This window comes from Bradyrhizobium sp. CCH5-F6, assembly GCF_001556045.1.
Taxonomy (GTDB): Bacteria; Pseudomonadota; Alphaproteobacteria; order Rhizobiales; family Xanthobacteraceae; genus Bradyrhizobium.
Genome location: NZ_LSIC01000141.1, coordinates 33,753 through 58,046, shown reverse-complemented (window position 1 = coordinate 58,046; position 24,294 = coordinate 33,753). Strand labels below are relative to the sequence as shown.

General features: G+C 63.9%; 16 protein-coding genes and 1 pseudogene. 4 read left to right on the top strand and 13 right to left on the bottom strand.

Features of this window, described 5'->3' with window-relative positions:
• From AX729_RS25515 to modD, 6 genes are all read right to left on the bottom strand, one after another.
• Positions 1-9,732 carry a non-ribosomal peptide synthetase gene (locus AX729_RS25515; protein WP_061026958.1) on the bottom strand — a complete coding sequence of 3,244 codons (9,732 nt, stop codon included), beginning with the start codon at positions 9,730-9,732 and terminating at the stop codon, positions 1-3.
• Between the two features lie 66 nt (positions 9,733-9,798).
• On the bottom strand, positions 9,799-10,767 hold the full coding sequence (locus AX729_RS25510) for a TauD/TfdA family dioxygenase (RefSeq protein ID WP_061026957.1): 969 nt from the start codon (positions 10,765-10,767) through the stop codon (positions 9,799-9,801).
• Positions 10,736-11,491 (bottom strand): thioesterase II family protein, encoded by a 756-nt coding sequence (locus AX729_RS25505; RefSeq protein WP_082770534.1) that lies wholly within the window; start codon positions 11,489-11,491, stop codon positions 10,736-10,738. The genes AX729_RS25510 and AX729_RS25505 overlap by 32 nt, the downstream gene beginning before the upstream one ends.
• 20 nt (positions 11,492-11,511) lie before the next feature.
• Positions 11,512-11,739 carry an MbtH family protein gene (locus tag AX729_RS25500; RefSeq protein ID WP_061026955.1) on the bottom strand — a complete coding sequence of 76 codons (228 nt, stop codon included), beginning with the start codon at positions 11,737-11,739 and terminating at the stop codon, positions 11,512-11,514.
• A gap of 372 nt (positions 11,740-12,111) precedes the next feature.
• Positions 12,112-14,451 carry a TonB-dependent receptor gene (locus tag AX729_RS25495; protein WP_061026954.1) on the bottom strand — a complete coding sequence of 780 codons (2,340 nt, stop codon included), beginning with the start codon at positions 14,449-14,451 and terminating at the stop codon, positions 12,112-12,114.
• 752 nt (positions 14,452-15,203) lie between these two features.
• Positions 15,204-16,145: a ModD protein gene (gene modD, locus AX729_RS25490; protein WP_061026953.1), complete on the bottom strand. Its 942-nt coding sequence runs from the start codon at positions 16,143-16,145 to the stop codon at positions 15,204-15,206.
• A gap of 236 nt (positions 16,146-16,381) precedes the next feature.
• Between modD and modA the strand changes: the two genes are divergently transcribed.
• The 4 genes and pseudogenes from modA (at position 16,382) to AX729_RS40650 (ending at position 19,190) form a co-directional block, all read left to right on the top strand.
• Positions 16,382-17,134 carry a molybdate ABC transporter substrate-binding protein gene (gene modA / locus AX729_RS25485; protein ID WP_061026952.1) on the top strand — a complete coding sequence of 251 codons (753 nt, stop codon included), beginning with the start codon at positions 16,382-16,384 and terminating at the stop codon, positions 17,132-17,134.
• Between the two features lie 5 nt (positions 17,135-17,139).
• A complete protein-coding gene (gene modB, locus AX729_RS25480) occupies positions 17,140-17,826 on the top strand; it encodes a molybdate ABC transporter permease subunit (RefSeq protein ID WP_061026951.1) in 687 nt (228 codons plus the stop codon).
• Positions 17,827-17,828: 2 nt separating this feature from the next.
• A pseudogene (modC, locus tag AX729_RS40655) lies at positions 17,829-18,521 on the top strand (molybdenum ABC transporter ATP-binding protein); the annotation flags it as partial.
• A 51-nt stretch (positions 18,522-18,572) separates the two neighbouring features.
• The gene (locus tag AX729_RS40650; protein ID WP_349643770.1) at positions 18,573-19,190 is read left to right on the top strand and encodes a DUF2478 domain-containing protein; all 618 of its coding nucleotides are present in this window, start codon (positions 18,573-18,575) and stop codon (positions 19,188-19,190) included.
• On the opposite strand, the gene AX729_RS25470 is transcribed toward AX729_RS40650, so the two are convergent.
• The 7 genes from AX729_RS25470 to cysE all read right to left on the bottom strand — a co-directional run bounded on the left by AX729_RS25470 (position 19,164) and on the right by cysE (position 24,287).
• Entirely contained in the window at positions 19,164-19,370 is a 207-nt protein-coding gene (locus tag AX729_RS25470; RefSeq protein WP_061026950.1) for a TOBE domain-containing protein, read from the bottom strand. The genes AX729_RS40650 and AX729_RS25470 overlap by 27 nt on opposite strands.
• Before the next feature lie 3 nt (positions 19,371-19,373).
• Entirely contained in the window at positions 19,374-19,670 is a 297-nt protein-coding gene (locus AX729_RS25465; protein WP_061026949.1) for a ferredoxin family protein, read from the bottom strand.
• Between the two features lie 40 nt (positions 19,671-19,710).
• A complete protein-coding gene (locus AX729_RS25460; RefSeq protein ID WP_061026948.1) occupies positions 19,711-21,018 on the bottom strand; it encodes an FAD-dependent oxidoreductase in 1,308 nt (435 codons plus the stop codon).
• A 14-nt stretch (positions 21,019-21,032) separates the two neighbouring features.
• On the bottom strand, positions 21,033-22,139 hold the full coding sequence (locus tag AX729_RS25455; protein WP_061026947.1) for an electron transfer flavoprotein subunit alpha/FixB family protein: 1,107 nt from the start codon (positions 22,137-22,139) through the stop codon (positions 21,033-21,035).
• A gap of 19 nt (positions 22,140-22,158) precedes the next feature.
• Positions 22,159-23,001 (bottom strand): electron transfer flavoprotein subunit beta/FixA family protein, encoded by an 843-nt coding sequence (locus AX729_RS25450; protein WP_061026946.1) that lies wholly within the window; start codon positions 22,999-23,001, stop codon positions 22,159-22,161.
• Positions 23,002-23,197: 196 nt separating this feature from the next.
• Complete coding sequence (gene nifW, locus AX729_RS25445) at positions 23,198-23,527, bottom strand: nitrogenase stabilizing/protective protein NifW (RefSeq protein ID WP_061026945.1); 330 nt, start codon at positions 23,525-23,527, stop codon at positions 23,198-23,200.
• Entirely contained in the window at positions 23,520-24,287 is a 768-nt protein-coding gene (cysE, locus tag AX729_RS25440; RefSeq protein ID WP_061026944.1) for a serine O-acetyltransferase, read from the bottom strand. The genes nifW and cysE overlap by 8 nt, the downstream gene beginning before the upstream one ends.
• Between the last annotated feature and the right edge of the window lie 7 nt (positions 24,288-24,294).

Below are 24,294 nucleotides of genomic sequence, written 5' to 3'. Positions count from 1 at the left end.
TCACTGCTCCGCTCCGACCAGTTCCCGGAGCTCTTGGGCGTCGAATTCCTGTTCGATCAGCCTGATCGACACGACGCGTGCAAATGACGCGAGATCGGGATGAGCGAACAGATCCGAGACCGCGATCGATACGCCGATCTCCTGCGACACCCGGCTGAGCACCCGCACCGCAAGCAAGGAATGCCCGCCGAGCTCGAAGAAGTGATCGTTGCGTCCGACCCGGTCGACATCGAGCAGCTCCGCCCAGATCCTGGCGAGTGCGAGCTCGATCTCGTCCTCGGGCACCTCATAGGAGCGGCGCGTCAAGGCATCCTCGCCCGGCACGGGCAGTGTCCGTCGATCGATCTTCCCATTGGGGGTGAGCGGCAGCTGCTCCAGCACCGTCACTGTCGATGGCACCATGTAATCGGGCAAAATGGCGGACAGTGCGTCGCGCAAGGTACGGCTGTCGAGGGACGGTTCACCGCTGGCATAGGCGAACAACTGCCGGCCGGTCCTGCCCTCGCCGGCCACCACGGCCGCTGCACGCACGCCGCGCTGCTCGAGCAGGCGCGCCTCGATCTCGCCGAGCTCGATACGGAAACCGCGGATCTTCACCTGCTGGTCGCCTCGGCCGACATATTCGATCACGCCGTCGTCACGCCAGCGCGCGAGATCGCCCGTGCGATAGAGGCGCATGCCGCTATTCCCGAAAGGATCTGGGACAAACCGTTCTGCAGTCAATGCTCCCCGGTTCAGATAGCCGCGAGCCAGGCCCACCCCGCCGATAAACAGCTCGCCGGTTGCGCCGACGGGAACGATGTTGAGATCGGAATCGAGGATGTGCGCCGATCTCACCCCGACGGGCCGTCCGATCGGTGCCGACTGGCCAGGCCTCAACCTCGTGTCGTCGACGATCCATGCGGTCGGCGCGATCACCGTCTCGGTCGGACCATAGGCGTTGACCAGAAGTTCGACATCCGCAGCTCCGCGCAATGCCTTGATCCCGATATCCGACCAGGCCTCGCCGCCGACGATACAGGCCCTGATCGCAAGCCGGCGCCCGCTCTGCCGCAACGCGGCGCTCAGTTGATCCGCATAGGCCGGCGGAAGAAAGATCGACGTTACCGCGTTTCGCGCGATCTCGCTGGCGAGGTCGTCGATCAAGAGACCGGGCTTGGAGGGCAACACGAGAGATCCACCCGTCATCAGCGGAACCAGCCATCGCTCGTGGGCGATATCGAAATTGATCGAGGCCGTCTGGAACTCTCGGTCGCGGGAGGTCATGCGGTAAAGCCGGCCGATCGCTTCGCAATGCATCGCAAGCGGTCGGCGCGCGACAGCCACGCCTTTCGGCGTTCCGGTCGATCCCGAGGTGTAGATGACATAGGCCAGACTGTCCGGATGGACTTCGACGTGCAGATTGCCGCCCTCGTCCTGGGTGGGCGCCAATGGCGCGTCGATGCAGAGCGCTTCGACCCCGGCCTCGCGCAGTACCGGCGCGAGCGGCTCGAGCAGCGCGTCTTGGGTCAGAACCAACGCCGCGCCACTGTCACGCAGCATGTAGGCCAGCCGTTCGGCCGGATAGTCCGGGTCCAGCGGGAGGTAGGCCCCACCGGCCTTCAGAACCGCGAGCAATGCGACGATCATGTCAGGACTTCGCGTCAACGCGATGCCGGCCAGCCGATCCGCACCGACATCCCAGAGGCGAAGCCGCCGTGCGAGCGCGTTGGCACGCGTGTTCAACTCGCCATAACAGATGCGCTGATCGCCCCAGACAATGGCAACGGCAGAAGGATCTTGCGCCGTCTGCGCTTCGATATGTGTCACAACGTCGGCAGACAAGGCCGACGGCAAGCCCGCCGCACCACTCCAGTCAAGAATTCGTCGCGCATCTTGATCGGTACCCGATCGGAGATCGCCAAGCACACGCTCCGCATTCGCCACGATCCGCTCCAGCAGATCATGCAGAATGTCGCGAATACGCAGGATGGCCGCCTCATCGAACCGGAACCGATCGTAGTTGAATTCGATATTCAGCCTGTCACCCGCGGCGAACACGGCAACCGCCAGCGCATAGTTCGTCGGCGTCACATGCGCCACGCGCCCGAGCCGGGGGCCGCCGCCCCGGAGCAATCCCTCGTCGATCGGATAATTCTCGAACACCAGGATGCTGTCGAACAGCGCCTGCCCGGCGTGGCCTGCGAGCCTCTGAATCTGGTAGAGCGGCGTCCAGCCGTGCTCGCGCAGAGCCAGATTCTGCTCCTGCAAATGGCGTAGCCAGTCGCCGACAATGATCAGCGGATTCGACGCATCGACGATGGGAAGCGTGTTGATGAAGAGGCCAACCATCTCCTCCGAGCCGGGCAATTCGGCCGGCCGGCCCGATATGGTCACACCGAACGAGACCGCGGACTGGCCCGTATGTCTGCGCAACAACTGGGCCCACGCCCCCTGTATGAGGGTGTTGAGCGTCACCCGCTCGCGCTTGGCGAACGACTTCAGACGCGAGGTAAGTTCCTCGTCCACCGCAAGCTCGACACTGGCGTGCCCTTTTGAACCGGAGGTTCTGCTGGTCGCCAGCGCGGTCGCGAGCAATGTCGGCGTTTCGAGTTCTGCCAGCGCCTCGTGCCAGAACCTGTCAGCGCCTTCGCGGTCGCGAGCTTGCAGCCAAGCAATATAGTCGCGATAGCCACCCTGCGCGGTTGGCAGAGTGCCGCCGCCCACGTGCTGCAGGACCTCCGCGACCAGCCGGGCCGAACTCCACCCATCGACGAAGATGTGATGATGGGTCCAGATCAACCAATGACGGTCGTCGTCGAGGCGTATCAGGCGAACGCGCTGGAGGGGTGGCTGCGAAAGGTCGAAGCCCCTCTCGCGCTCACGGCGGGATGTCTCGCCTAGCGCGGCGTCCAGATCCACATGCGAGCGGTCGCGCCAGTCCTCTTCGACGAACGGCACTGTCACATGGCGATACACCACCTGCTGCGCTACGCCCGACAGGTTTTGCCAGACAAACCGGGTCCGCAAGGCGGCATGACGGTCGCTGGCCGCCTGCCAAGCAGCTCGCAGCCGGCCGGCATCGACGCCGAACAGCTCGAGCCCGATCTGGTTCACATAGGCGTCGTCGGCGCCGTCACGCAGCGCATGGAACAACATCCCTTGCTGCATCGGCGAGAGCGGATAGATGTCCTCGATGCCGCGAATATCCAAGGTCGCCGCGAGCCGATCGAGGTCGGCCTGAGCGAGCCCGGCCAATGGAACATCCGATGGCGTCAGGCCGAATGCGCCGTTGCAGCAATGCGTGACCAGCTCGCGCAGCGCAGCCTCGTAGTACACCGCCAGCCGCTCGACCGTGGCGGACCGATAGCGCTTGCGTCCATAAGCGAAAGACAATTCCAGCCGGCCCTCACGCACGAGGCCGGTGATGTTCAGCCATCCGCGCATCGGCGACGAGGCACTGCGCGAGGGACCCACGCTCTCCGGCGCGAAAGTGAAGAGCTGGGTGCTACCTATGCTGCTGTCGAAACGGCCCAGATAGTTGAAGACGATCTGCGGCTCCGCCAATTGCGCCAGGGCATCGCGCTGTGGCTCGGAGCCTAGGTAGCGCAGCACGCCATAGCCGAGCCCTCGATTCGGAATTGCGCGGAGGGTCTCCTTGACCTCCTTGATCAGCGAGGCCTCGTCGAGCGCATCCTTCAGCCGGACCGGGAATGCCGTCGTGAACCAGCCGACGGTACGGGACACATCAGCGTCCGGGAAGATGTCCTCGCGGCCGTGGCCTTCGAGCTCGACCATGACCTCGTCGTGTTGGCTCCACCGCGATATCGTGCGCACGAGGGCGGCCAGCAACAGGTCATTAACCTGCGTCCGATAGGCGGCGGGCGCCTGTTCGAGCAACCGCGACGTCACTTCCGCGTCGAACACCAAGGACACTTCGCCGCCGTCACCGACGCAATCGACGCTGTCATGGTCATCGTCACATGGCAGGGACGCGCCGGCATCGCAATCAAGCCAGCGGGGCAATTCGGTCGCAATCTCGGCGGTCGCCGCGTGGGCATGCAGCCGCTCGCCCCACGAGGCACAAGAGTCTGTCTTCGGAGGCAGAGCGACGGGACTGCCGCGCTCCAGCTGGCCATAAGCGAATGCCAGATCTTCCAACAGGATGCGCCAAGAGATGCCATCGACAACGAGATGATGGATCGCAAGCAGCAGGCGTTGGCCGCCGTCCGTCAGGTCCATGCCAACGGCGCGGACCAGCGGCCCCGACGAGAGCGATAGACTCGCCTGGGCGGCACCAGCGAGCTCGGTGATCTGCGCCTCGCCAGCGACGCCCGCATGAAGCCATAGCAGGGCCGAAGACGACGGCGGCGGCCCCTGCTCCGCTCGCCAAGCACCGTCGACTTGCTTGAACCGCAGGCGCAATGCATCGTGATGCTCCACGATGGCTGCGAGCGCAACTCGCAGTGTCTCCCAATCGATCTGCGCCCGCGGCCGCAGCAATACCGCCTGATTCCAGTGATCCCGGTTGGCGATGTCCTCCGCGAAGAAGCGCGTCTGGATCGGCATCAGGTGACGCATGCCAGGCTCGATCTCGCCGCCGGTCGACGTATTCGCCTTCGGCTTCTCCTTGTTCCCGGTCGTCCCAGACGATAGGACCGCGACCGTCGCCAGACCGGCGACCGTCTGCTGGCTGAAGATCTGCTTCGGCGTGAGGCGGATGCCGCGCTTGCGCAAGCGCGCGATGATCTGCAGGCTCAGAATCGAGTCGCCACCGAGCTCGAAGAAATTATCATTGCGGCCGATGCGCTCGCGACCGAGCACCTCACACCAGACCGCTGCGACCGCAGCTTCAATCTCACCTGCGGGTGCGGCATAACCGGCCGCCTCGTCTTGCGACGGCTCAGGCAGCGCACGACGATCGAGTTTGCCATTGGGCGTCAGAGGCAGTTGCGCCAACAGGATGATGTGCGACGGCACCATATAGTCCGGCACGATCGCAGCCAGCTGTTGCTTGATCGCATCGGCCTGCGGGCCCGCGCCGTCCTCGGGCACACAATAGGCGACCAACTCCTGGCGTTCGGCGCTGCTGCCGATCGCACGCTGGATCACTACCGCATCGTCGATACCAGGCATCGACCTGATGACGCGCCCGATCTCGCCGAGTTCGATGCGATAGCCGCGCAACTTGATCTGGTCATCGGTGCGCCCGAGGAATATCAGCCGGCCGGCTCCGTCGCAGCGGACTCGATCCCCGGTTCGGTAGAGCCGCTCGCCTGCATCTCCGAACGGATCCGGCACGAAGCGTTCCGCGGTCAGACTCGCAGCGCCGCGATAGCCCCGCGCCAGCCCGGCGCCGCCGACATAGAGCTCGCCGGTGACGCCGATCGGCACTTCGTTCAGCGAATCATCCAGAACATGGGCGCGCAGATTGGCGAGCGGAAGTCCGATCGGAATCGGGCTGTCCTCGCGTTCAGTCGTGCATTCATGCGTCAACGCCCCGACGGTCGTTTCGGTGGGGCCGTAATGGTTCAGAATGCGGCACTCCGGCCGCAACCGCCGAACTTCGTCCAACAGTGCTTGATCGCAAGCCTCTCCGCCCAGGACGAGCGCGTCGCGAGGTAGAAGATCGGCCGACCGCGAGGCCCTCATCAGCCCTCGCAGATGGCTCGGCACGATCTTGAGAATGTCGACCTCCCCCTCGCGCATGGCTTGCGCGAACGCATCCGCGTCGAACACAGCATCCGAAGGCAGCAGATGCAGCGTCGCGCCGGACGCCAGCGCGCCGAACAGGACAGTGTGGCCGAGGTCGGCCGCGACCGTCGACACCATCGCCATGTTCGCCGACCGACGCGGCTTCAGGCGTTGCAGCATTGCCTGCACGTAGTTGGCCAGGGCACCGTGCGAGACGCTGACACCTTTCGGCGCGCCGGTCGATCCCGACGTATAGATGACGTAGGCGATCTGATCCGGGTGAATCGCAGCGACGACCGGCAGGCTCGACATCTCCTCGTGCACGGCTTCCGCTTCCGCATCGAGCACCAGGCAATCGAGCCTCCGCGCTTCGGCCAGTGTCTCACCCGCCGCCATCACGATGTCGATGCTGCCGTCCTTGAGGATCCGACGGATGCGTTCCGGCGGCCATTTCGGATCCAGCGGGACATAGGCACCGCCGGCCTTCAGCACGCCGAGCACGGCCGTGACAAAGGCTGGCGAGCGCTCGATCCACAGTGCGACCGGCGTTTCGCGCGTCACGCCCCTGTCGATGAGGACATGTGCAACGCGGTTCGACCTGCGCGCGAGTTCCGCGAACGTCAATTGCTCGCGCCCGCACCGGATGGCTATGACAGTCTGTCTATCGGCGCTCGATGCGTGGTGAAGGCTGATCACGTCGGTGAAGTCGAACGTCGCGGCCTGCCTTGACACGGCCTGCCGATTCCCACCGTCGATGACGAAGTCAGATACTCGCCGCTCGGCATTGTCGGCAATCTGACGCAGCATCGAACCGAACTGCGCGGCCATCCGCGCGATGGTCGGACGATCGAACAGATCGGTGGCGTAGTTGAACGTCACGTTCATGCCGACGGCGCCATCGACGACGTCGAGCGCGAGGTCGAAATGCGAACCTGCGAGATCGATGATGTCGATATCGGCGGAGAGCCCTTCGACGCCGGCAAATCCGCCCGGCGCCGTCATGTAGTTGAACTTCGCCTGGAACAGCGGGTTGTGGCCACCGCTGCGTTCGGGCCTAAGGCCGTCGACCAGCATTTCGAATGGAAGGTCCTGATGCGACAGCGCCTCGATCACGGATTCCTTGACCTGATGCAGCAGGCTCGGGAAGCTCGCTTCGCCCGCAACCTCTGTCCGCAGAACCAGCGTGTTGACGAAACATCCGATCAGCCGCTCGAGCTGCGTGTGCCGTCGGCCCGCGATCGGCACGCCGACGCGCAGATCGTTCTGCCCGGTATAGCGATGCAGCAGCACCTGATATGCGCCGAGGAGCAGCATGAAGACGCTGACGCGCTGCTTTCCGGCGACCTCCCGGAGGCGGGCGGCGAGCGCCCCCTCGATCGAAAGACCAATGGTCTCGCCGGCATGGCTCTGGATCGCCGGGCGCTGCCGATCGAGCGGCAACGCCAGGATGGGATGAACATCGCCAAGCTTGGTGCGCCAATAGGCAAGCTGCCGATCGCCCTCACCTCCCGTGAGCCAGTTTCGTTGCCAGGCCGCGAAGTCGGCATATTGAATCGCCGGGCTCGGCAACGCGCGTCCGCCTTGACCGATACCGCTGCGATAGAAAGCGGCCAGCTCTTCGAGCAGGACGTCGAGCGACCAGCCATCGACGATGATGTGATGAGCCAGCAGCAGCAGTTCCTGCGCATCGTCCGCGTGCTGAAGCAGCACCGCGCGCAGCAGCGGCCCATTTACGAGATCGAACGGCTTACCAAGCTCGAAACGCTTCAGTGCTTCCGCGCGCTCGGCGCGTTCCCGCGCAGAATGGGACCTCAGATCCTCGTGCCGTATGCCGATGCTCATGACATCGTGGATGAGCTGCGTTCCACGGCCGTCCTTGGCGACGAACGTGGTGCGCAGTATCTCGTGACGACGGACGATCTCGCCGAGCGCGCGCGACAGCACAGCATGATCAAGCCGTCCCTTCAGACGGATAGTGCTTGCGACGGTATAGGCCGTCCCGGCCGGGTCCATGTTCCAGAGGAACCACAGCCGTTCCTGCGCATGCGACAGCATCGCGCGATCGGCCGGGGCGGCCCACGCGATCGGCGGCAACGCCGGTCCAGCACCGGCGCCCGCGAGGGCATCGATCCGACCGGCGAAGGCTGCGAGTGTAGGTGCGTCGAAGAAGGTTCGCAGCTCCACTTCCACGTTCAAGCGATCGCGGATCGCGGCGGCAACCTGGCCGGCCGCGATCGAGTTTCCGCCCAGCACGAAGAAATCGTCCTCGCGATGGACCACGGCGACGCCAAGCGCATCGCACCAGATCGAGGCGACGGCACGCTCGGTATCTGTCGCCGGCACCGTCAGGGATGTGCCGCCGCGACGACGGCCCCTCTCGAACACCATGAAGCTGTCGAGCGTGTTGTCGGCGAGGCGTGCCGCGCAGGCGGACCGCTGCAGCTTGCCGCTCGTGGTCAGCGGCATCGCTTGCGGGTTCAGCAAAACGATCACGGCCGGATATTCCTGCGCCTGCCGCAGCACCGCTTCGCCGATCGCTTGCGCGAGCGTCTCGGGATCGCTGCGCCTGAGCACGGCGCGGCTGAACTCAGCGGCCACTCCGATGGCTTCTCGTCCGTCCCTTTCAACGGGGAAGGCGGCAACACGTCCGGCGCGGACGGATTCGACCTCAGCTTCGACCGCCTGCTCGACGTCGGTCGGGTAGACGTTCTGCCCGCGAACAATGAGCAGGTCCTTGAGGCGCCCAGCCACGACCAGGGCGCTATCGCGGATGAAGCCGACGTCGCCGGTCCGCAGCCATCGCGCGCCGTCTCGCTCGACGAAGGCTTGGCGCGTGGCCTCCAAATTGTTCCAGTATCCAGGCGCGACACTGGGGCCACTCACCCAGATTTCGCCGACCTCATCGGCTTCAGCCGCAGCCGATCCATCGACGCGCATGATACGGATAGCGTGATATGCATCGGTTCGGCCGCACGCCACGAGGTCGGTACCTTCGCTGGCAATCGTGATGCGGCCAGCGGCGAGCTCAGCGGTATCGAGCGTGTAGCTGACGGTGTTTTCGGCAATGTCGTCGGCCGCGACCAGCAGTGTCGCTTCGGCGAGACCATAGCAAGCCGTCAATGCCCGCCGATTTAATCCGGCCCGTGCAAACCGGTCGCCGAACTTCTGGAGGGTGGCCCGGCGGACGAACTCCGAGCCCGAGAACGCGAATCTCCAACGGCTGAGGTCCAACCGACTAATGGTCTCGTCCGAGATGCGGTCGGCGCAGAGCGAGTACGCGAAATCGGGGCCGCCGCTCATCGTGCCGCCGTGACGGTCGATGGCCTCGAGCCAGCGTCGCGGCCGTTCGAGAAAATTCCGCGGCGACATCAGGACGCCGGTGAAGCCTGTGAACAGCGGGTTCAGGAGCCCTCCAATCAGCCCCATGTCATGATAGAGCGGCAGCCAGCTCACAAAGACATCATCCGGCGTTCCGCCGGCGACCGCTTCGATCGCGCGTTCGTTGGCCGTCAAATTGCCATGGGAGACGCAAACGCCCTTCGGCTCCGAGGTCGATCCGGACGTGTACTGGAGGAACGCGATCGCATCAGCCGCAGGCCTCGTCTCGCGCCACTCCGCTGCAAGTTCTGGCGGGATCGTATCCAGCGCAACGATTTGCACGTCATCCAATGAGGGCAGCGTTGCTTCGATCAGATGGCGCAGGGCCGTCTCTGCCAGGATGAAGCGCGGCGCCGCATCCCGCAGGATGCCGTTGAGACGCCCCGCATAGCGCTCGGGGCCACCTTCGGGCGGATACGCCGGAACGGCGATCACGCCGGCATACAAGCAGGCATAGAACGCCACGGCATAATTGATCCCGCTTGGAAGCAGGATCACCGCCCGCTCGCCTGCTCCGCCCATCTGCTGCAGCCACGCTGCAAGCGCCCTGATCCGAACGTCGAGCGCGGCAAACGTCAGCTCATCGGCAATGCCTTCGCCTTCCAGGAACCGCAACGCCACTCTCTCCGGTCGCAAGGCGGCATGTTCTCGCAAGCGTTCGACGAGGTTGGCTCTGTCCATGTTCTCGAATCCCTGTCCTGGCCGCCAGCCGGAACTTCTCACCGCCCTCATGACGAGCGCGGCCGATCATCCCTGCCGATGAGCCTCGGCCATGGCGACAATTACCTTGCGCGGCCCCTTGAAGGGCGCGCGCGCATGTGCGGTGAGCATGTTGTCGAGCATCACGACGTCGCCGGCCTGCCAGGGAAAGCTGATCTTGTGCTTCTCGAGGACGGCCCGGACGATCGACAACGTCTCATCCGCGATCGGCGAACCGTCGCCGTAGAAGACGTTGCGTGGCAAATCGGCTTCGTCGTCGACCACGTCGAGCAAACTCTCGCGCACCTCCGGCTCGAGATTTGAGATGTGGAACAGATGTGCCTGATTGAACCAGACCCACTCGCCCGTGACCGGGTGCTGCGCCGTGCCCTGACAGACCTGGCGGGTGCGGAGCTCGCCATCCTCCTTCCACTCGCAGTCGATGTCATGGCGAGCGCAGTAAGCCTCCACTTCCGACTTGGAGTCGGTGCCGAACACCTGCTGCCAATCGACATCGAGGCCGTTGCCGTAGTTCCGCACATACATCACGCCCCTTTCGGCAAACCGCTCGCGTATGGCCGGCGGCATGTCGCGATAGATGGCCCGACTGTCGGCAATCGGCGTCTCCCCTCCTTCCAGCGCCGGCTGCATGCAATAGAACCAGATCTTCATCGGCCAATCGCGGGTATAGGCCTGCTCGTTGTGCAGCGGGATATGCTGGTGTGGCGGATATTCCGTGGACGTGTAGACCCCCGAGGTCACCTGCGAACGCGGCGTCGATCCAAACTCGTAGGTGAGCAGCGGGTGGCCGAAATCGGCCGCGAACGCCCGAAACGCATCGGGACCGTCGAGCGAGAAATCGCGAAACACGATGCCGCCACTGTCAATCAGGTGTCGGTCGATGGTCTCGCGCAGCATGGGAAGTGCCTTGCCGAGCGGTTTCCCTACTTCATCTGCCTTGAGCAGCAGAGGGAGGGGTTTACCCTCAATGAGTGGCTGGACGGAGAACGCGCTCATGATCCTCGCTCCAATGCAAATCAATCGTCCGACCCGACTGCCGGGCCAGCGCCGCGCCGATCCGCTCGATCAGCTCAGCCTGTTGCGTGTGAATGAAGAAGTGGTGCCCCGGCAGGATATCGAGCGCGAATGAGGCCGAGGTCTCCTGTCGCCAAGCCTCGAGCGCTTCGCGGCCGGTTTCGTCATCAGCTCCGCCAAAGACGTGCACCGGGCATGGCAGCGGACGTCGCGGCCGATACACATAGGCCCCGCACATCAGAAAATCGGCACGGAGCACGGGCAGCGCGGATCGCATCAGCTCTGCATTCGAAAGCGCCTCGTCGGGCGTGCCCTGAAGATTGCGCAGCTTCTGCATCAGCGCCTCGTCGCTCATTGGCTCGCGCCACCTGCTGCCGTTGCGGACCGCCGGGGCTTCCGCGCCCGAGGCAAAGAGAATGGCATGTGCAGCCGCGCCGCGATCCAGCAGGTCGTGCGCGAGCTCGAACGCGATCACCGCACCGAGGCTGTGCCCGAACAACGCGTAAGGGCCGTCGATCTGCGCGCTGAGCTCGCCAGCGAGCTGGGCTGCCAACGCGCGGGGATCTGTCGCCAGCGGCTCGTCCATGCGCGCGCCGCGCCCAGGCCATTCCACCGGCCGCACGTCGATCCATGACGGCAGAAGCCTGCGCCAACGCGCATAGACCATGGCGCTGCCGCCGGAGTAAGGCAAACAAAGAAGCCGCATCGGAAGACCAGCTCCGCCGACTATGCCGACTGTTCAGGCGCCGTTTCGTCCATGAACTTGCGCAAGCTGAGTGGGCGCATGTCGGTCCACACCTGCTCGATATAGTCGAGACATTCCTTCTTGCTACCCGTCTTGCCCACTGCCTTCCAACCGCCCGGAATCTCCTTGAACGTCGGCCAGATGGAGTATTGCTCTTCGTGATTCACGACGACGGTGAAGGTGACGTCGTCTCTGTCGAACACCATCATGGCTCGGTCCCCTCTTCGGAAAGCGAAAGCAGAGACGTTTGACTAGGTCAGAAGCAAACGATGGTCAAAGCAATATCGACGCGACTTTTTTTAAGACCTCAAAACTGGCGACGGACAGACACAATGCAACCTCCGCGCTTGCGGGCCAATACGCAGGAAAATATCGAGATTTCGGGACGGGCCGCAGATTGCTGCAATTCTAACTGCGCACGCAGGAACTTTTCGGATACGACACGATCGCGCGTTCCGCCACGCACGCAGTTCATCGCATTGTCATCAGTGCGATAAGCGTGCCATTGCTGACGATAAGAGCAAACAAAAAACCGCCGCGGACAATATCCGCGGCGGTACGTATCTGAATCGGCGCGGTGCTCAGAAATTGAACGTCGTCGACAGGAGGTATGTACGCGGCGCACCGAGTGATATTGCGCTGCTGACCGTGCGATAGGAATTCCAGTACGCTTCGTTGAACACGTTCTCGACACTGGCACGAATGACGATCGGCTTGCCGTTCCAGGGCGACAGGAACGTGTAGCGCGCACCAAGATCGACCCGCGTCCATGCAGGAAGCTCCTGCGTGTTCGCATCGTTGGCGTAACTCTCGCTAGTGTAGATGACCCGACCCGTCATGGTCAGTCCCGGCAGGAACGGAGTATCCCATTCGGCTCCAAGGTTGAGGTTGACCGCAGATACGCCGACAGGGATCTTGCCGTTATAGCTGACAATTATCGACCCAACCGAGACTGCCTGCCTAACCACTTCTCCGTCGATGAAGGTTACGCCACCCAGCACCCGGAACGTCGGCGTCACCTCACCGAAGGTGAACAGTTCCACGCCTTTATTGCGCTGCTCGCCGCCAAGTCGCCTCGCAGGAAGGGTTTGCCCCGGTACTGCGACCGAGATGATGTTCGGACTAGTGATGTCGAACACGCTCGCGGTAAAGCCGATCCGGCCCATATCGACCTTCATCCCGACTTCCTTTTGCTTGGTCTGAGCGGGAGGAATGATCTCGCCGACATTTGAGTACGACGTGGCTCCGGTAACAACTTCCGGCGACTTTAGGCCTTCGATGTAATTTGCGTAAAGCGAGATATTCTCTAGCGGCTTGACGATGACTGCATAACCGGGACTCCAGGTCGGAACATCAACACTCGATTTCGCGGAGGTGAGCAGGTTCACACTATCTACACCTGCAGTCTGGCGCCTTGCCCCGATCACGAACTGAAGCCTGTTGTCGAGCATGGACATCGTGTCAGCAACGCCGACGCTGGTAAGCTTTGTTCGTGTTTCAAGATTTTGAACGACTGTAGCGAAGTTCGGGTAAGGGACCGGCAGCGGATTGTATAGATTTGAATTGATAGCCGCACCTGCTCTGCCGAACGAACTATAGTCTCGTTCGAAGGCCGAGTAGTTCACGGTCAAGAGATGATTGATCGGACCGGTGTCCACCGAGGCGCGCAGTCCAACCTCGCCAGCATAGTTGTCATAAACATCGCGTCCACTAAACGGCGCCGCGGTCCAGTTGCCGTTTGCACTCGTGATGCGGGGCGATGGATAGACGTAGTCTATCTCACTCTTGTGATATCCAGCCGCGCCATACGCAGTTAGCGACTCCGTCAGATCGACTTCGCCGCGCGTCATGGCGAACGCATCTCTCGGTTTCCATGTCGCCCAGTCCGGCATGTAGTTAGCGCCGGGCTTCGGAAGGGCTGGAACCGGAATCGTGGTCGCGAAAGGGGGACTGGTGGTGAACGTCAAGAACCGAAGCGGTGGCTTGAGATCTTCAGCCTGATACCCGATATCCGTCGAAAAGCGGACGCGCTCGCCGCGATAATCGAGATTGAGCACAGCATTGCCAAACTGGTCGGTCTGTCGGTCATAAGCGGTCGATCCGCCCCGCGCTTCGCCGTTAAACCGAACTCCCCATTCCTTGTGTTCGCCGTATCGCCGACTCACATCCGTCTGCAGTCCGAACTGGGACTTCGATATATAGAGTGCGGTTAATTGCGTGATGTCGAAGTCGGGCGCGCGCTTCGTCACCAGATTAATGCTGCCACCATTAGCACCCGCAGGCGGCATACCGCTGAGAAGCACGCCTGGCCCCTTCAGAACCTCGACGCGCTCAAGAAAGTTCGCCGACGTTGAATAGAACGGTGCCATTCCATAGAGGCCGTTCATGGCATAGTCGCCACTGTCGTGGTAGAAGCCTCTGATGTAAACGCCGTCGATGCCGTTGCCCGCGGGTGTCTTCGTCCGAACTGAGGGATCGTTGAACAGGACGTCGCCGACCGTGCGCGCTTGCTGATTCTTGATCAGCTCGGCCGTATAGCTCGTCTGGTTGAACGGCGTGTTCATCACGCCGCGATTGCCGAGAAGACCGAGACTTCCGCCAGTTGCGACTTGGCCGCCTGCATAGGCAGGCGGTACGGTGCCGATCGTACCGGTCGACGGTACGACATAGGGTACGGGCGCGGCCTGCCGGGGAGCCGCTGCGGCGACGGATCTTTGTCCCCGCGATGCGCGCGTCGACTGGGATCTTTGAACCGACTGCCGAACTCTTGGCTTGGGAGCATCGACCGTCACCGGCGGCAGATTCGTTTGCGCAAATGCGTGCTGAATGTCACCCGACGATTCCAGCGACAGCGCCAGATAGCTCACTGCTCCCAGCGATAGCGTGCGCACGATTTTCCCGGCCGAGAGTTCACGCGTCATTCCTGCACCCCAATTCCATTACAGGTCCCCGCGCTTCCTAACATACGCGGGTACTCCGAAAAGGGATCGGGACCTAGAAGTTATCTAAGGTTGTACGGGAAACCGTCGCGATTGGAGGATCGATGTCAGCCTCGAATGACGTCGTTCAATCTTTGAATGCTTCTATTTTCTAATCGTTCTAATCTCGATCCGCATGCAACATCTCGGCGAAACTCTGTTGCTCCGTCTCGAATTCGCGATCTGTCCGAGCCGGTTGCGTGTCGTCCGCATGAATATTCCTGCGCCAGTTCCTATCAGCTCGCCTGCAAGTCACAATTGGATTCATGCAGACCCGGATGCTTCTCGCCCACCCCAACAAAGAACATCGCCGCCTTGGACCGCGCACCAAGAACGTCCGAGCTCCTCAGAGCCACGCAGTGGAAGACGTTGTACGAATGTCGCACATGTTCGGAATCGACGCGCGCCTGAGATGGGCGACAGCGTCGAGGTCATTTGCACATGGCTAAACACGTCGCGACAGGCGATACCGCCGCTGGCTGCTATGCATCGCAACGAGGGAACAGATCACCGAACGAACAGAAATTCCTGCTGCGATTCTGCGGAAGTGCGAGTGGCCCGCGAGGGCAGACTCGGCAATTGGTGAGGCGGCGAGCAGGCGGCTACCCAACCAAGCTTTCTGGATGCATTGGAGAAGCAGTGCGACGGCGAGAGTGTCAGTCAATCTTCGTCAGGGATAGGCAATCTGGTCGCCCCTAACAGCCATCCACCATATGAGCTGCGGTGGCCATGGGCGAGCCCGACTTCGAGTCGTTGGAATGGCGGAACCGGAGCATGGGCGCGTCGGCGGCCGATATCCGCATCTGGACATCCTTCGGTTTCGCTTGATACGGCGACGACGTGACCAGGACATCGGCGCCGGCCTCGGCATAGGCCGCAGCGTTTGCCGCGTTGACTCCACCGGCGGCTGCGATGATCGGACGAGCGCGCGTATAGGCCATGGACGCGATGCGCTTGACCAGAGCGGCGATCTCGACCGGCGAAAACTTCTCGGCCTGGATCACGTCGAAACCGGCGACCGCCGCGGCAAGTGCGGCATCGGCGGTCTTCACCTCGATCACTAGCTTCTTCTCCGGCGCCGCCCGGCGCAGTCGCTCGACCGCTTGAAACAGCGGCAGGTCGCCGAGAAAGACGCGGTGCTCGGGAAACACCAGCACAGTTTCGGACAGGCCGAGCCGGTGCATCACGGCGCCACCCGCCTTGATGGCTGCGACCGCAAAGCGCTTGGTGCCCGGCACATTCTTGCGGGTGCACGCGACCGGGATATGAGGTGCGACCGCCCTCGCAGCATCGACGATGGCGCGCGTTTCGCTGGCCACGCCCGACCAGATCTCGATCAAGGTTTGCGCCACCTTCCAGCTCCTCAGCAGGCTTGCAGCCGAACCGCGCGCCTCGAGGATCGGCGCACCCTGCTCCAGCGCCGCGCCGGATGCGGCGAACAGTTCCACCTCGCAGCCGGCGAGCGCGATGATCGCGGCGGCCTCCTCGGCGAGCGCCAGCACCATCGGCGCGCGCGCGGCGAACTGCATCACGCCGATGGCACCCCCGATCCCGAGCGCCTCGGTGGTGAGATCGCCATAGGGGACGTCGTCCTCCAGCAGGCTTTCGAGCTCGGCGCGCGATGCAACGGTTGCCATGTCGTGCTTCCCTTCATTGGTGTCGGCTTGCCGACGGCATTGTCGGGAAGCCGACACGGATCATCGGTCCCGCCGCTGCAAGAGGCGGGAAGCCCCCTTTTTTTGACACCATTCCTGCAAGGCGCACACCAGAGCTGCGACCGCATATCCGGCACGCCGATTGCTGGGATGCTTCCGGCCGGCGCGGTGCAGCAATCGGGCTGCGCTGAAGCAATTGCCGGCCGCTGGAGTTCATCATGAAGCTGCTTCGCTCGATCACCGTCGTCGCAGGATTGCTGCTCGTATGCGCATCGGCGCAGGCCGCGCAGACCAACGTCGCCGTGGCCGCCAACTTCACCGATGCCGCCAAGGAGATCGCGGCCCTCTTCAAGCAGAAGACCGGGCACGAGGCGGTGCTGAGCTTCGGTGCGAGCGGCCAATTCTATACCCAGATCACGCAAGGCGCGCCGTTCCAGGTGTTCCTGTCAGCCGACGATTCAAGGCCGAAGAGGCTCGTCGAGGACGGCCTCGCGGTCACGGGCAGTCGCTTCACCTACGCGATCGGCAAGCTTGTGCTGTGGAGCAAGTCGCCGGGCGTCGTGACGGGCGAGGAGACGCTCAAGGCCGCCTCCTTTGCAAAACTCTCGATCTGCAATCCGGCCGCCGCGCCCTACGGCCTTGCTGCCGTGGAAACCATGAAGTCTCTGAACCTTTATGACACCCTGAAGCCGAAGCTGGTGGAGGGTGCGACCATCACCCAGGCCTATCAGTTCGTCGAGACGGGGAATGCCGAGGTCGGTTTCGTGGCGCTGTCGCAGCTGACCGGCAGCGAGGCCGGTTCGCGCTGGGTGGTACCGCAGGCGCTTTATAGTCCGATCCGCCAGGACGCGGTCCTGCTGAAGGCGGGCGCCGGCAACGAGGCCGCCGGCGCGTTCATCAGCTTCCTCAGGGGATCCGAGGCGCGCGCCGTCATCGAGAGATACGGCTACGTGCTGGACGTGCAGAGCTGACGCGCATGGAGATCTGGTCGGCGGAGATTCGCCAGTCGGTTCTGCTGACGGTCGAACTGGCCGCGATCTCGACCGCGATCCTGCTGGTGCTGGCCACGCCGCTCGCCTGGTGGCTGGCGCACGCCAAGGGTTGGTGGACCGAGATCGTCGCGAGCGTGATCGCGCTGCCGCTGGTGCTGCCGCCCACCGTGCTCGGCTTCTATCTGCTGGTCCTTCTCGGCCCCGACGGGCCGGGCGGATGGATCGCGCGCCTGTGGGGCGGGCGCACGCTCGCCTTCACTTTCGAGGGCTTGATCATCGGTTCGGTCGTATATTCGATGCCTTTCGTGGTGCAGCCGATCCGGAACGCCTTCGCCGCCATGGGCGAACGGCCGCTCGAGGTCGCCGCGACCCTGCGCGCCTCGCCACTCCGCACGTTCTGGACCGTTGCCGTGCCGCTGGCGCGGCCTGGTTTCCTGACCGGTGCGGTGCTCGGCTTCGCGCACACCGTCGGAGAGTTCGGCCTCGTGCTGATGATCGGCGGCAACATTCCCGGCCAAACCAAGGTGCTGTCGGTTGCTCTCTTCGACTATGTCGAGACCTCGCGCTGGCGCGAGGCGAGCATTCTCGCCGGCAGCATGGTGATCTTCGCCTTCGCTGTCATCCTGACCATGACGCTGGTCGACAAGCGCGCTGCGAGGACGACAGCATGAAAATGGCCCAGGCCGGCCGGATCATCGCAGCCTTCCGCGGCAGGCTCGGCAGTTTCGCACTCGACGCCGAGCTCAGCCTGCCTGCCACCGGCGTCACTGCAATCTTCGGCCCGTCGGGTTGCGGCAAGACCAGTGTCGCGCGCTGTATCGCCGGCCTGCAACGCATGGCCGACGGCTTCTGCGCGGTGGATGGTGAAGTCTGGCAGGACGGTTCGTCGTTTCGGCCCGTGCACCGGCGGCCGATCGGCTACGTCTTCCAGGAGGCCAGCCTGTTTCCGCATCTGTCGGTACGACGAAATCTGCTGTTCGGTGCGCCGAACACGTCCCGTGCGCAGATCGCGTTCGGCGAGGTCGTTGAGCTGCTCGGCCTTGCCGCACTGCTCGACCGCTCGCCCTCCCGCCTGTCCGGCGGCGAGCGTCAGCGCGTCGCGATCGGCCGTGCCCTGCTGTCACAGCCAAAACTCCTTCTGATGGACGAGCCGCTGTCCGCGCTCGACCACACGACCAAGGACGAGATTTTCCCGTTCCTCGAGCAGCTGCACGAGACGCTGTCTCTGCCGGTACTCTATATCAGCCACGACATGGCGGAGATCGAGCGCTTTGCCGATCACTTGGTGCTGATGGAGCAAGGCCGCGTCGTCGGCTCCGGCCCGCTGCACAGCCTCCATCCGATACCGCTGGCCGGGAGCCGCGATCAGCATGGAGATTGCTCGCGACGACGGAAGAGCGTAGGAAACCCGACGAGGATGACTGCCATGCCGATCGACTTTCACGATATCGACCCGAACCGCGTCGCCGCGATCCTCTACCGTCCGCAGGACGACGTCGACGGCCTGCTCGCCGACTTTGCTCAGGAGCTCGTCCGGTCGGGCGAGCGGATCGGCGGCGTGGTCCAGCGCAACGTCAAGGATGGCGCGGACTGCCAGATCGGCATGCAGGCGGTCGACCTCATGACCGGCGCGGAGATCTCGATTTGCCAGCCGCTCGGCTCGGGCGCCATGGCGTGCAAGCTCGACGCTGCGGGCCTTGCCGAAGCGGCGGTCGCCGTCACCCGCGCGATCGCGGCCGACGTCGATCTCGTCGTGATCAACAAATTCTCCAAGCAGGAAGCTGCCGGCGACGGCCTGCGCGACGAACTGGCCTGCGCCATCGGCGCAGGCATCCCCGTGCTCACGGCGGTGCCGGAAAAATGCCTGGACGCCTGGAATGACTTTACCGGCGGGATCGGCACCAGCTTGTTGTGCGAGCGAGGAGCGATCGAGGGCTGGTGGCAGGACCTGTCGTCCCGGATAAAGCGGGCCCGCGCAGAGCGCCGGCCCGCCGATGCGCCTGCGGCGCTACTTGCCGATCATCACGTCGGATGACTTGATCACGGCGGAGACGGTATCCCCGACCTTCAGCGCGAGATCGTCCACGGCCTCGTTGGTGATCGCGGAAAACACCACCAGGCCCGGCGCGAGCTCGATCTTCACATGGGCCGTCGTCGTGCCCTTGGTGACGGCGATGACTCTTCCTGGAAGAATGTTGCGTGCACTGAGCTTCATGGATCAGCCGAACTTGAACAGCACGCCGTAACCGCCGCGCGGATAGCTCCACTCGATGTCGCCGCTACCCTCGCAGATCACACGACATGTCCCGCATTCGATGCAGCCGTCGACTGTGATCTCGACCTGGCCTTTGTCATTGAGCTCGTAGCAGCGCGCCGGGCAGGCCTTCAGCATCGTCAGGAGTTCCGGCGACGGCGTGGTGTGCGGGCGCACCTTGATGTGGGCCCGGCCGGCGTCGACCAGATAACGGTTGTAGAACAGCTTGTCCTCGACACGTACAGATGGCTCGATCGACATGGCCTAGGTCCTCCATCGCCAGTGTTGCGTTTCCTTGACGTTACCGCCAGGCGCGCGCGAGGCGGAAGGCGTCGCCAAACAGCCCGCTCCACGACCGCGCCTTGATGAACGATTTGAACGTCGTCTTTTCCTTCTCGACCTTCGGCGTACCGTCGACGCGCAGGAAGTTCTGCATCGCCTTCGAGACGAGCTCCGGATAGGTCAGGAAAAAATTCTGCGACTGGGTGTGCATCAGCGCAGGCATGTCCTTGTACTTCTTCAGGTCCTTGATGACGAAGGACTGATCCAGCATCGTCTTGTAGAGCGACAGGTTCTCCGCCGTCATCGGATCCTTGCGTGACTTGACCTGGAAGATCGCCTCCGCTGCGATCCGGCCCGAGGTCATTGCGAGATTCGAGCCCTCGCGGTGGATCGCATTGTTGAGCTGGGCAGCGTCGCCGACCACGACCCAGCCCTCGCCATAGAGCTGCGGGATCGCCTTGAAGCCGCCCTCGGGAATGAGGTGCGCGGCATATTCCTTCACCTCTGAGCCTTCGATCAGCGGGGCGACCGAAGGATGCCGCTTGAAGCGGTCTAGGAGCCCGTACGGCGTCTCGCCGGTTCGCTGGAAATCGGCGACGAGGCAGCCGATGCCGAGCGAGATGCATTCCTTGTTGGCGTAGATGAAGCCCATGCCGGTCATGCCGCGGGAGATGGTGCCGGCGGCCTCGATCACCATGCCTTCGTCGCCCCTGAGATTGAAGCGGGCCTCGATGGTCTCGCGCGGCAGGAAATGCATCTCCTTGACGGCGAGCGCGACCTTGTCGGGCTTGGGCCGTTCGCGCAGGCCGGCGCGGGTGCCGAGCAGGCCATTGACGCCCTCGGCCAACACGACGACATCGGCATGGATCTCGCCATCGGCGCGGTCGGTGCGAACGCCGATCACCTTGCCATAGGCGTCCTGCGCGAGCTCAGTCACCGTCGTCTCGCACAGCACGGTGGCGCCGGCCTCGCGAACCTTCTGCGAGAACCATTTGTCGAACTGCGCGCGGATGATGGTGTAGCGGTTCGGCCTCTCCTCGTTGAAATCATCGGAGCGGTAGTGCAGGCCGGTGTGCGAGCGGTCGTCCATCATCCAGAAGCGCTGCTCGACCAGATGTCGCTCCAGCGGCGCATCCTCGCGGAAATCGGGGATCAGCTTCTCCAGCATGTCGGCATAGAGGATCGCGCCCTGCACGTTCTTCGAGCCGGAATACTCGCCGCGCTCGAGCTGAAGCACCTTCAGCCCGCGCTGGGCGAGTGTGAGTGCCGCGGCATTGCCGGCCATGCCGGCGCCGACGACGATCGCATCGAACTTCTCCTCGATCATGGCGTACTCCTGTCTCAGCTGGCGATCCGGTCGCGCGAATGCGGCGACAGCCGGGCCCGGAACGCCGCGGTCAAGGCCGGAAGCAACCTGATGGCGTCGGTGACGATGCCCATATGCGCGAACTCGAAGATCGGCGCGTTCCTGTCGGTGTTGATGGCGACGATCAGGTCGGCGCCTTCGACGCCGACGCGGTGCTGGATCGCGCCGGAAATGCCGGCGGCGATATAGAGCTTCGGCCGGATGGTCTTGCCGGTCTGGCCGATCTGCCGGTCGGATGTGACCCAGCCCTTCTGCACCAGCGGCCGCGAGCAGCCATATTCGGCCCCCAGCACCGTGGCGAGCTGGCGCACCAGCTGAAAATTCTCCGGTGACCCCAGCCCCAGGCCGCCGGCGACGACGACGTCGGCATAGGCGAGATTGGACTTGGCGGAATCGCGATCGGGCAGGAACGACAGCACCTTCGTCACGATGTCGTCCTCGACGAGGCCGAGCGGGTGGCTGACGATGCGACCGAGGGGACGCACGACGCGATCCGGCATCGGCATCACGCGCGGACGCACCGTCGCCATCTGCGGCCGGTAGTTCAGCGTGTAGATCGTGCAGAGCAGCGAGCCGCCGAAGGTCGGGCGCGTCGCGGCGAGCGAGCCGTCGGCATCGACGTCGAGCTCGGTGCAGTCCGCGGTCAGCCCCGTGAGCAGCGTCGTTGCCACCGAACCCGCGAGGTCGCGGCCAAGCGTGGTGGCGCCAAGCAGCAGGATCTCGGGTTTATAGGTATTGACGACGTCGGTCAGCGCCTTGGTGTAGGATTCGTTGCGATAGTCGGCGAGCAGATTGTCGGCGACCATGTAGACGAGATCGGCGCCGTAGCAGAACGACTCCGCAGCGGCGCTCTGCGTCGCCTCGCCTTCGGGACCGATCACGACCGCGGCGAGATCGACCTTGAGCTTGTCGGCGAGCTTGCGACCGGCGCCCATCAGTTCCCAGGATACGGGGTGAACCTGGCCACGCTCCTGCTCGATGAAGACCCAGACGTGCTTGTAGGCCTTGAAGTGCTCGGGCAGCTCCTTCTTGGTCGCGGCGCGGCCCGCAGCGGGTGCGGCGGTTTTCGGTGCGGTGCTCATGTTGCTCGTTCCCCTCGCCTCAATAGCCGCGCGCCAGCGCGGCGAGCTCGGTCTCCAGCGCCGGCTGGCGCTTGAAGATGGCGTCGATCAGCGCCTCCGCCGGTTGCTCGCCGGCCTCGATCAGCGTCGCCTTGTCGCTGCGCGCCGCGGGCGCGAACACCCGCTTGACGATGGTGGGCGAGCCGCGCAGTCCGCATTTCGAGATGTCCTCGACGCCGGCCTCCTGCGCGCTCCATTTCACGATCGGCGCGCGCGCCGCACGCAAGGCGTCGGCCATCGCACCGCGGCGGATCTGGTTGGTCGCCTCAAGCATTGTGACGAGGCACGGCAGCCTGGTGCGCAGGATCTGCACGCCGCCCTCGGAACGCCGTTCCGCGTCGATGGTGCGGGCCTGCAGGTCCAGCGCGCTGATCTTCGCGACATAGGTGAGCTGCAACAGCCCAAGCCGTTTGGCGATGCCAGGGCCGACCTGGGCGGTATCGCCGTCGATGGTCTGCTTGCCGGTGAAGACGAGATCGGGCGCGCCGAACTCGGTCGAGATCTTGCGGATCGCGGTTGCGAGCGCATAGGTGGTGGCCAGTGTATCTGCACCGGCAAAGAAGCGATCGGTCAGCAGCACCGCGCGGTCGGCACCGAAGGTCAGCGCCTTGCGCAAGGAATCCTCGGCCGACGGCGGACCCATGGTCAGCACCGTGACCTCGCCGCCGAACTGATCGCGCAGCTCGAGTGCCGCTTCCAGCGCGAAGAGGTCGTAGGGGTTGATGATGGTCGGCACGCCCTGACGCATGATGGTGTTGGTCACGGGATGCACGCGAATCTGTGCGGAGTCGGGGACCTGCTTGATGCAGACGACGATGTGCATGCGCTTCTCCAGGACTCGTCTTCGGAAAACCTCGTTCAGAGCAGGAACAGCAAGTGTCGTACCAACTGCGCAAACGACGAAATTCAGATGCGGACACAGCAACTTAGTAGAGTGACGGTATCGGTTGCATCCGCTTCGGGCCGTAGGGCCGACAACGCTGCTGCGACACACGTCGCAAATGCGACAGAGCACCGGCTCACTTCAGCGTACCGATCTGCACCAATGTCGGCGTCTGCTTCGGCTGCGGCGCGACGGCATCCTTCAGGACCTTGAACACGCGCTGGTCGATCGGCGAGGATGCGACGAAGTCCGCATAGGCTCGCTCCAGCACGATCTTGCACCGTTCCGCCACGGTCTCGTCTGCCACGCCGGCAAGATCTTCCCCGGCAAGATACTGGCCCATGCGCCTGAGGATGTGCAGCCGCGCCACGTTGACGACTTTCGGATCGTAGTCGACGCCAAGCAGCGTGAAGAACTCCTCGGCCGCTGAGGCCTCGTTGAGTCGCGCCAGGATTCCATCAGCCATTGTCGGTCTCCATCAGGTTCTGTGGCGCGGGTGCGGCGGCATCCCTGGCGCGCCTCTGCATGTGGCTCAGCCGCGCTTCCAGGAACTCGACGCGGTCGAGCAACACGGCGATGGCGTCGCCGACGGGATCCGGCATCAAATGATGGTCGAGATCGATCCGCCCGACGACGCGGCGATGACCAAGTTGCGGACGCACGACGCGCGCAGGAATGCCGACCACGGTGACGTCGGGTGGCGTGCTGTCGATCACCACCGAGTTGGCCCCGACGCGTGAGCCGGCGCCGACCGTGATCGGCCCGAGGATCTTGGCCCCCGCTCCGACCACGACCCGATCTTCCAGCGTCGGGTGGCGCTTGCCGGGAAACCACGACGTACCGCCGAGGGTGACGCCATGATAAAGCGTGACGTCGTCGCCGATCTCGGCGGTCTCGCCGATGACGACGCAGGCGCCGTGATCGATGAAGAAACGCCGGCCGACGCGCGCGCCGGGGTGGATGTCGACATTGCTCGCGAAGCGCCCGAACCAGGACAACAGCCGCGCCGGAAAGCGCCAGCCGCGGGTCCACAGCCGGTTCGCGATCCGATACCAGATGACGGCATGGACGCCGGGATAGGTCAGGAGCGTCTCGATCTGGCCGCGCGCGGCGGGATCGCGCTGGCGCACGCAGCCGACGTCCTCGCGGATCAACTTCAGCAGGGAGGGCTTTGCCGGTCCGGGAGCGGACGGTTCGGCGAGCGGAATATCGACGGCACAGGCCATGGCACCC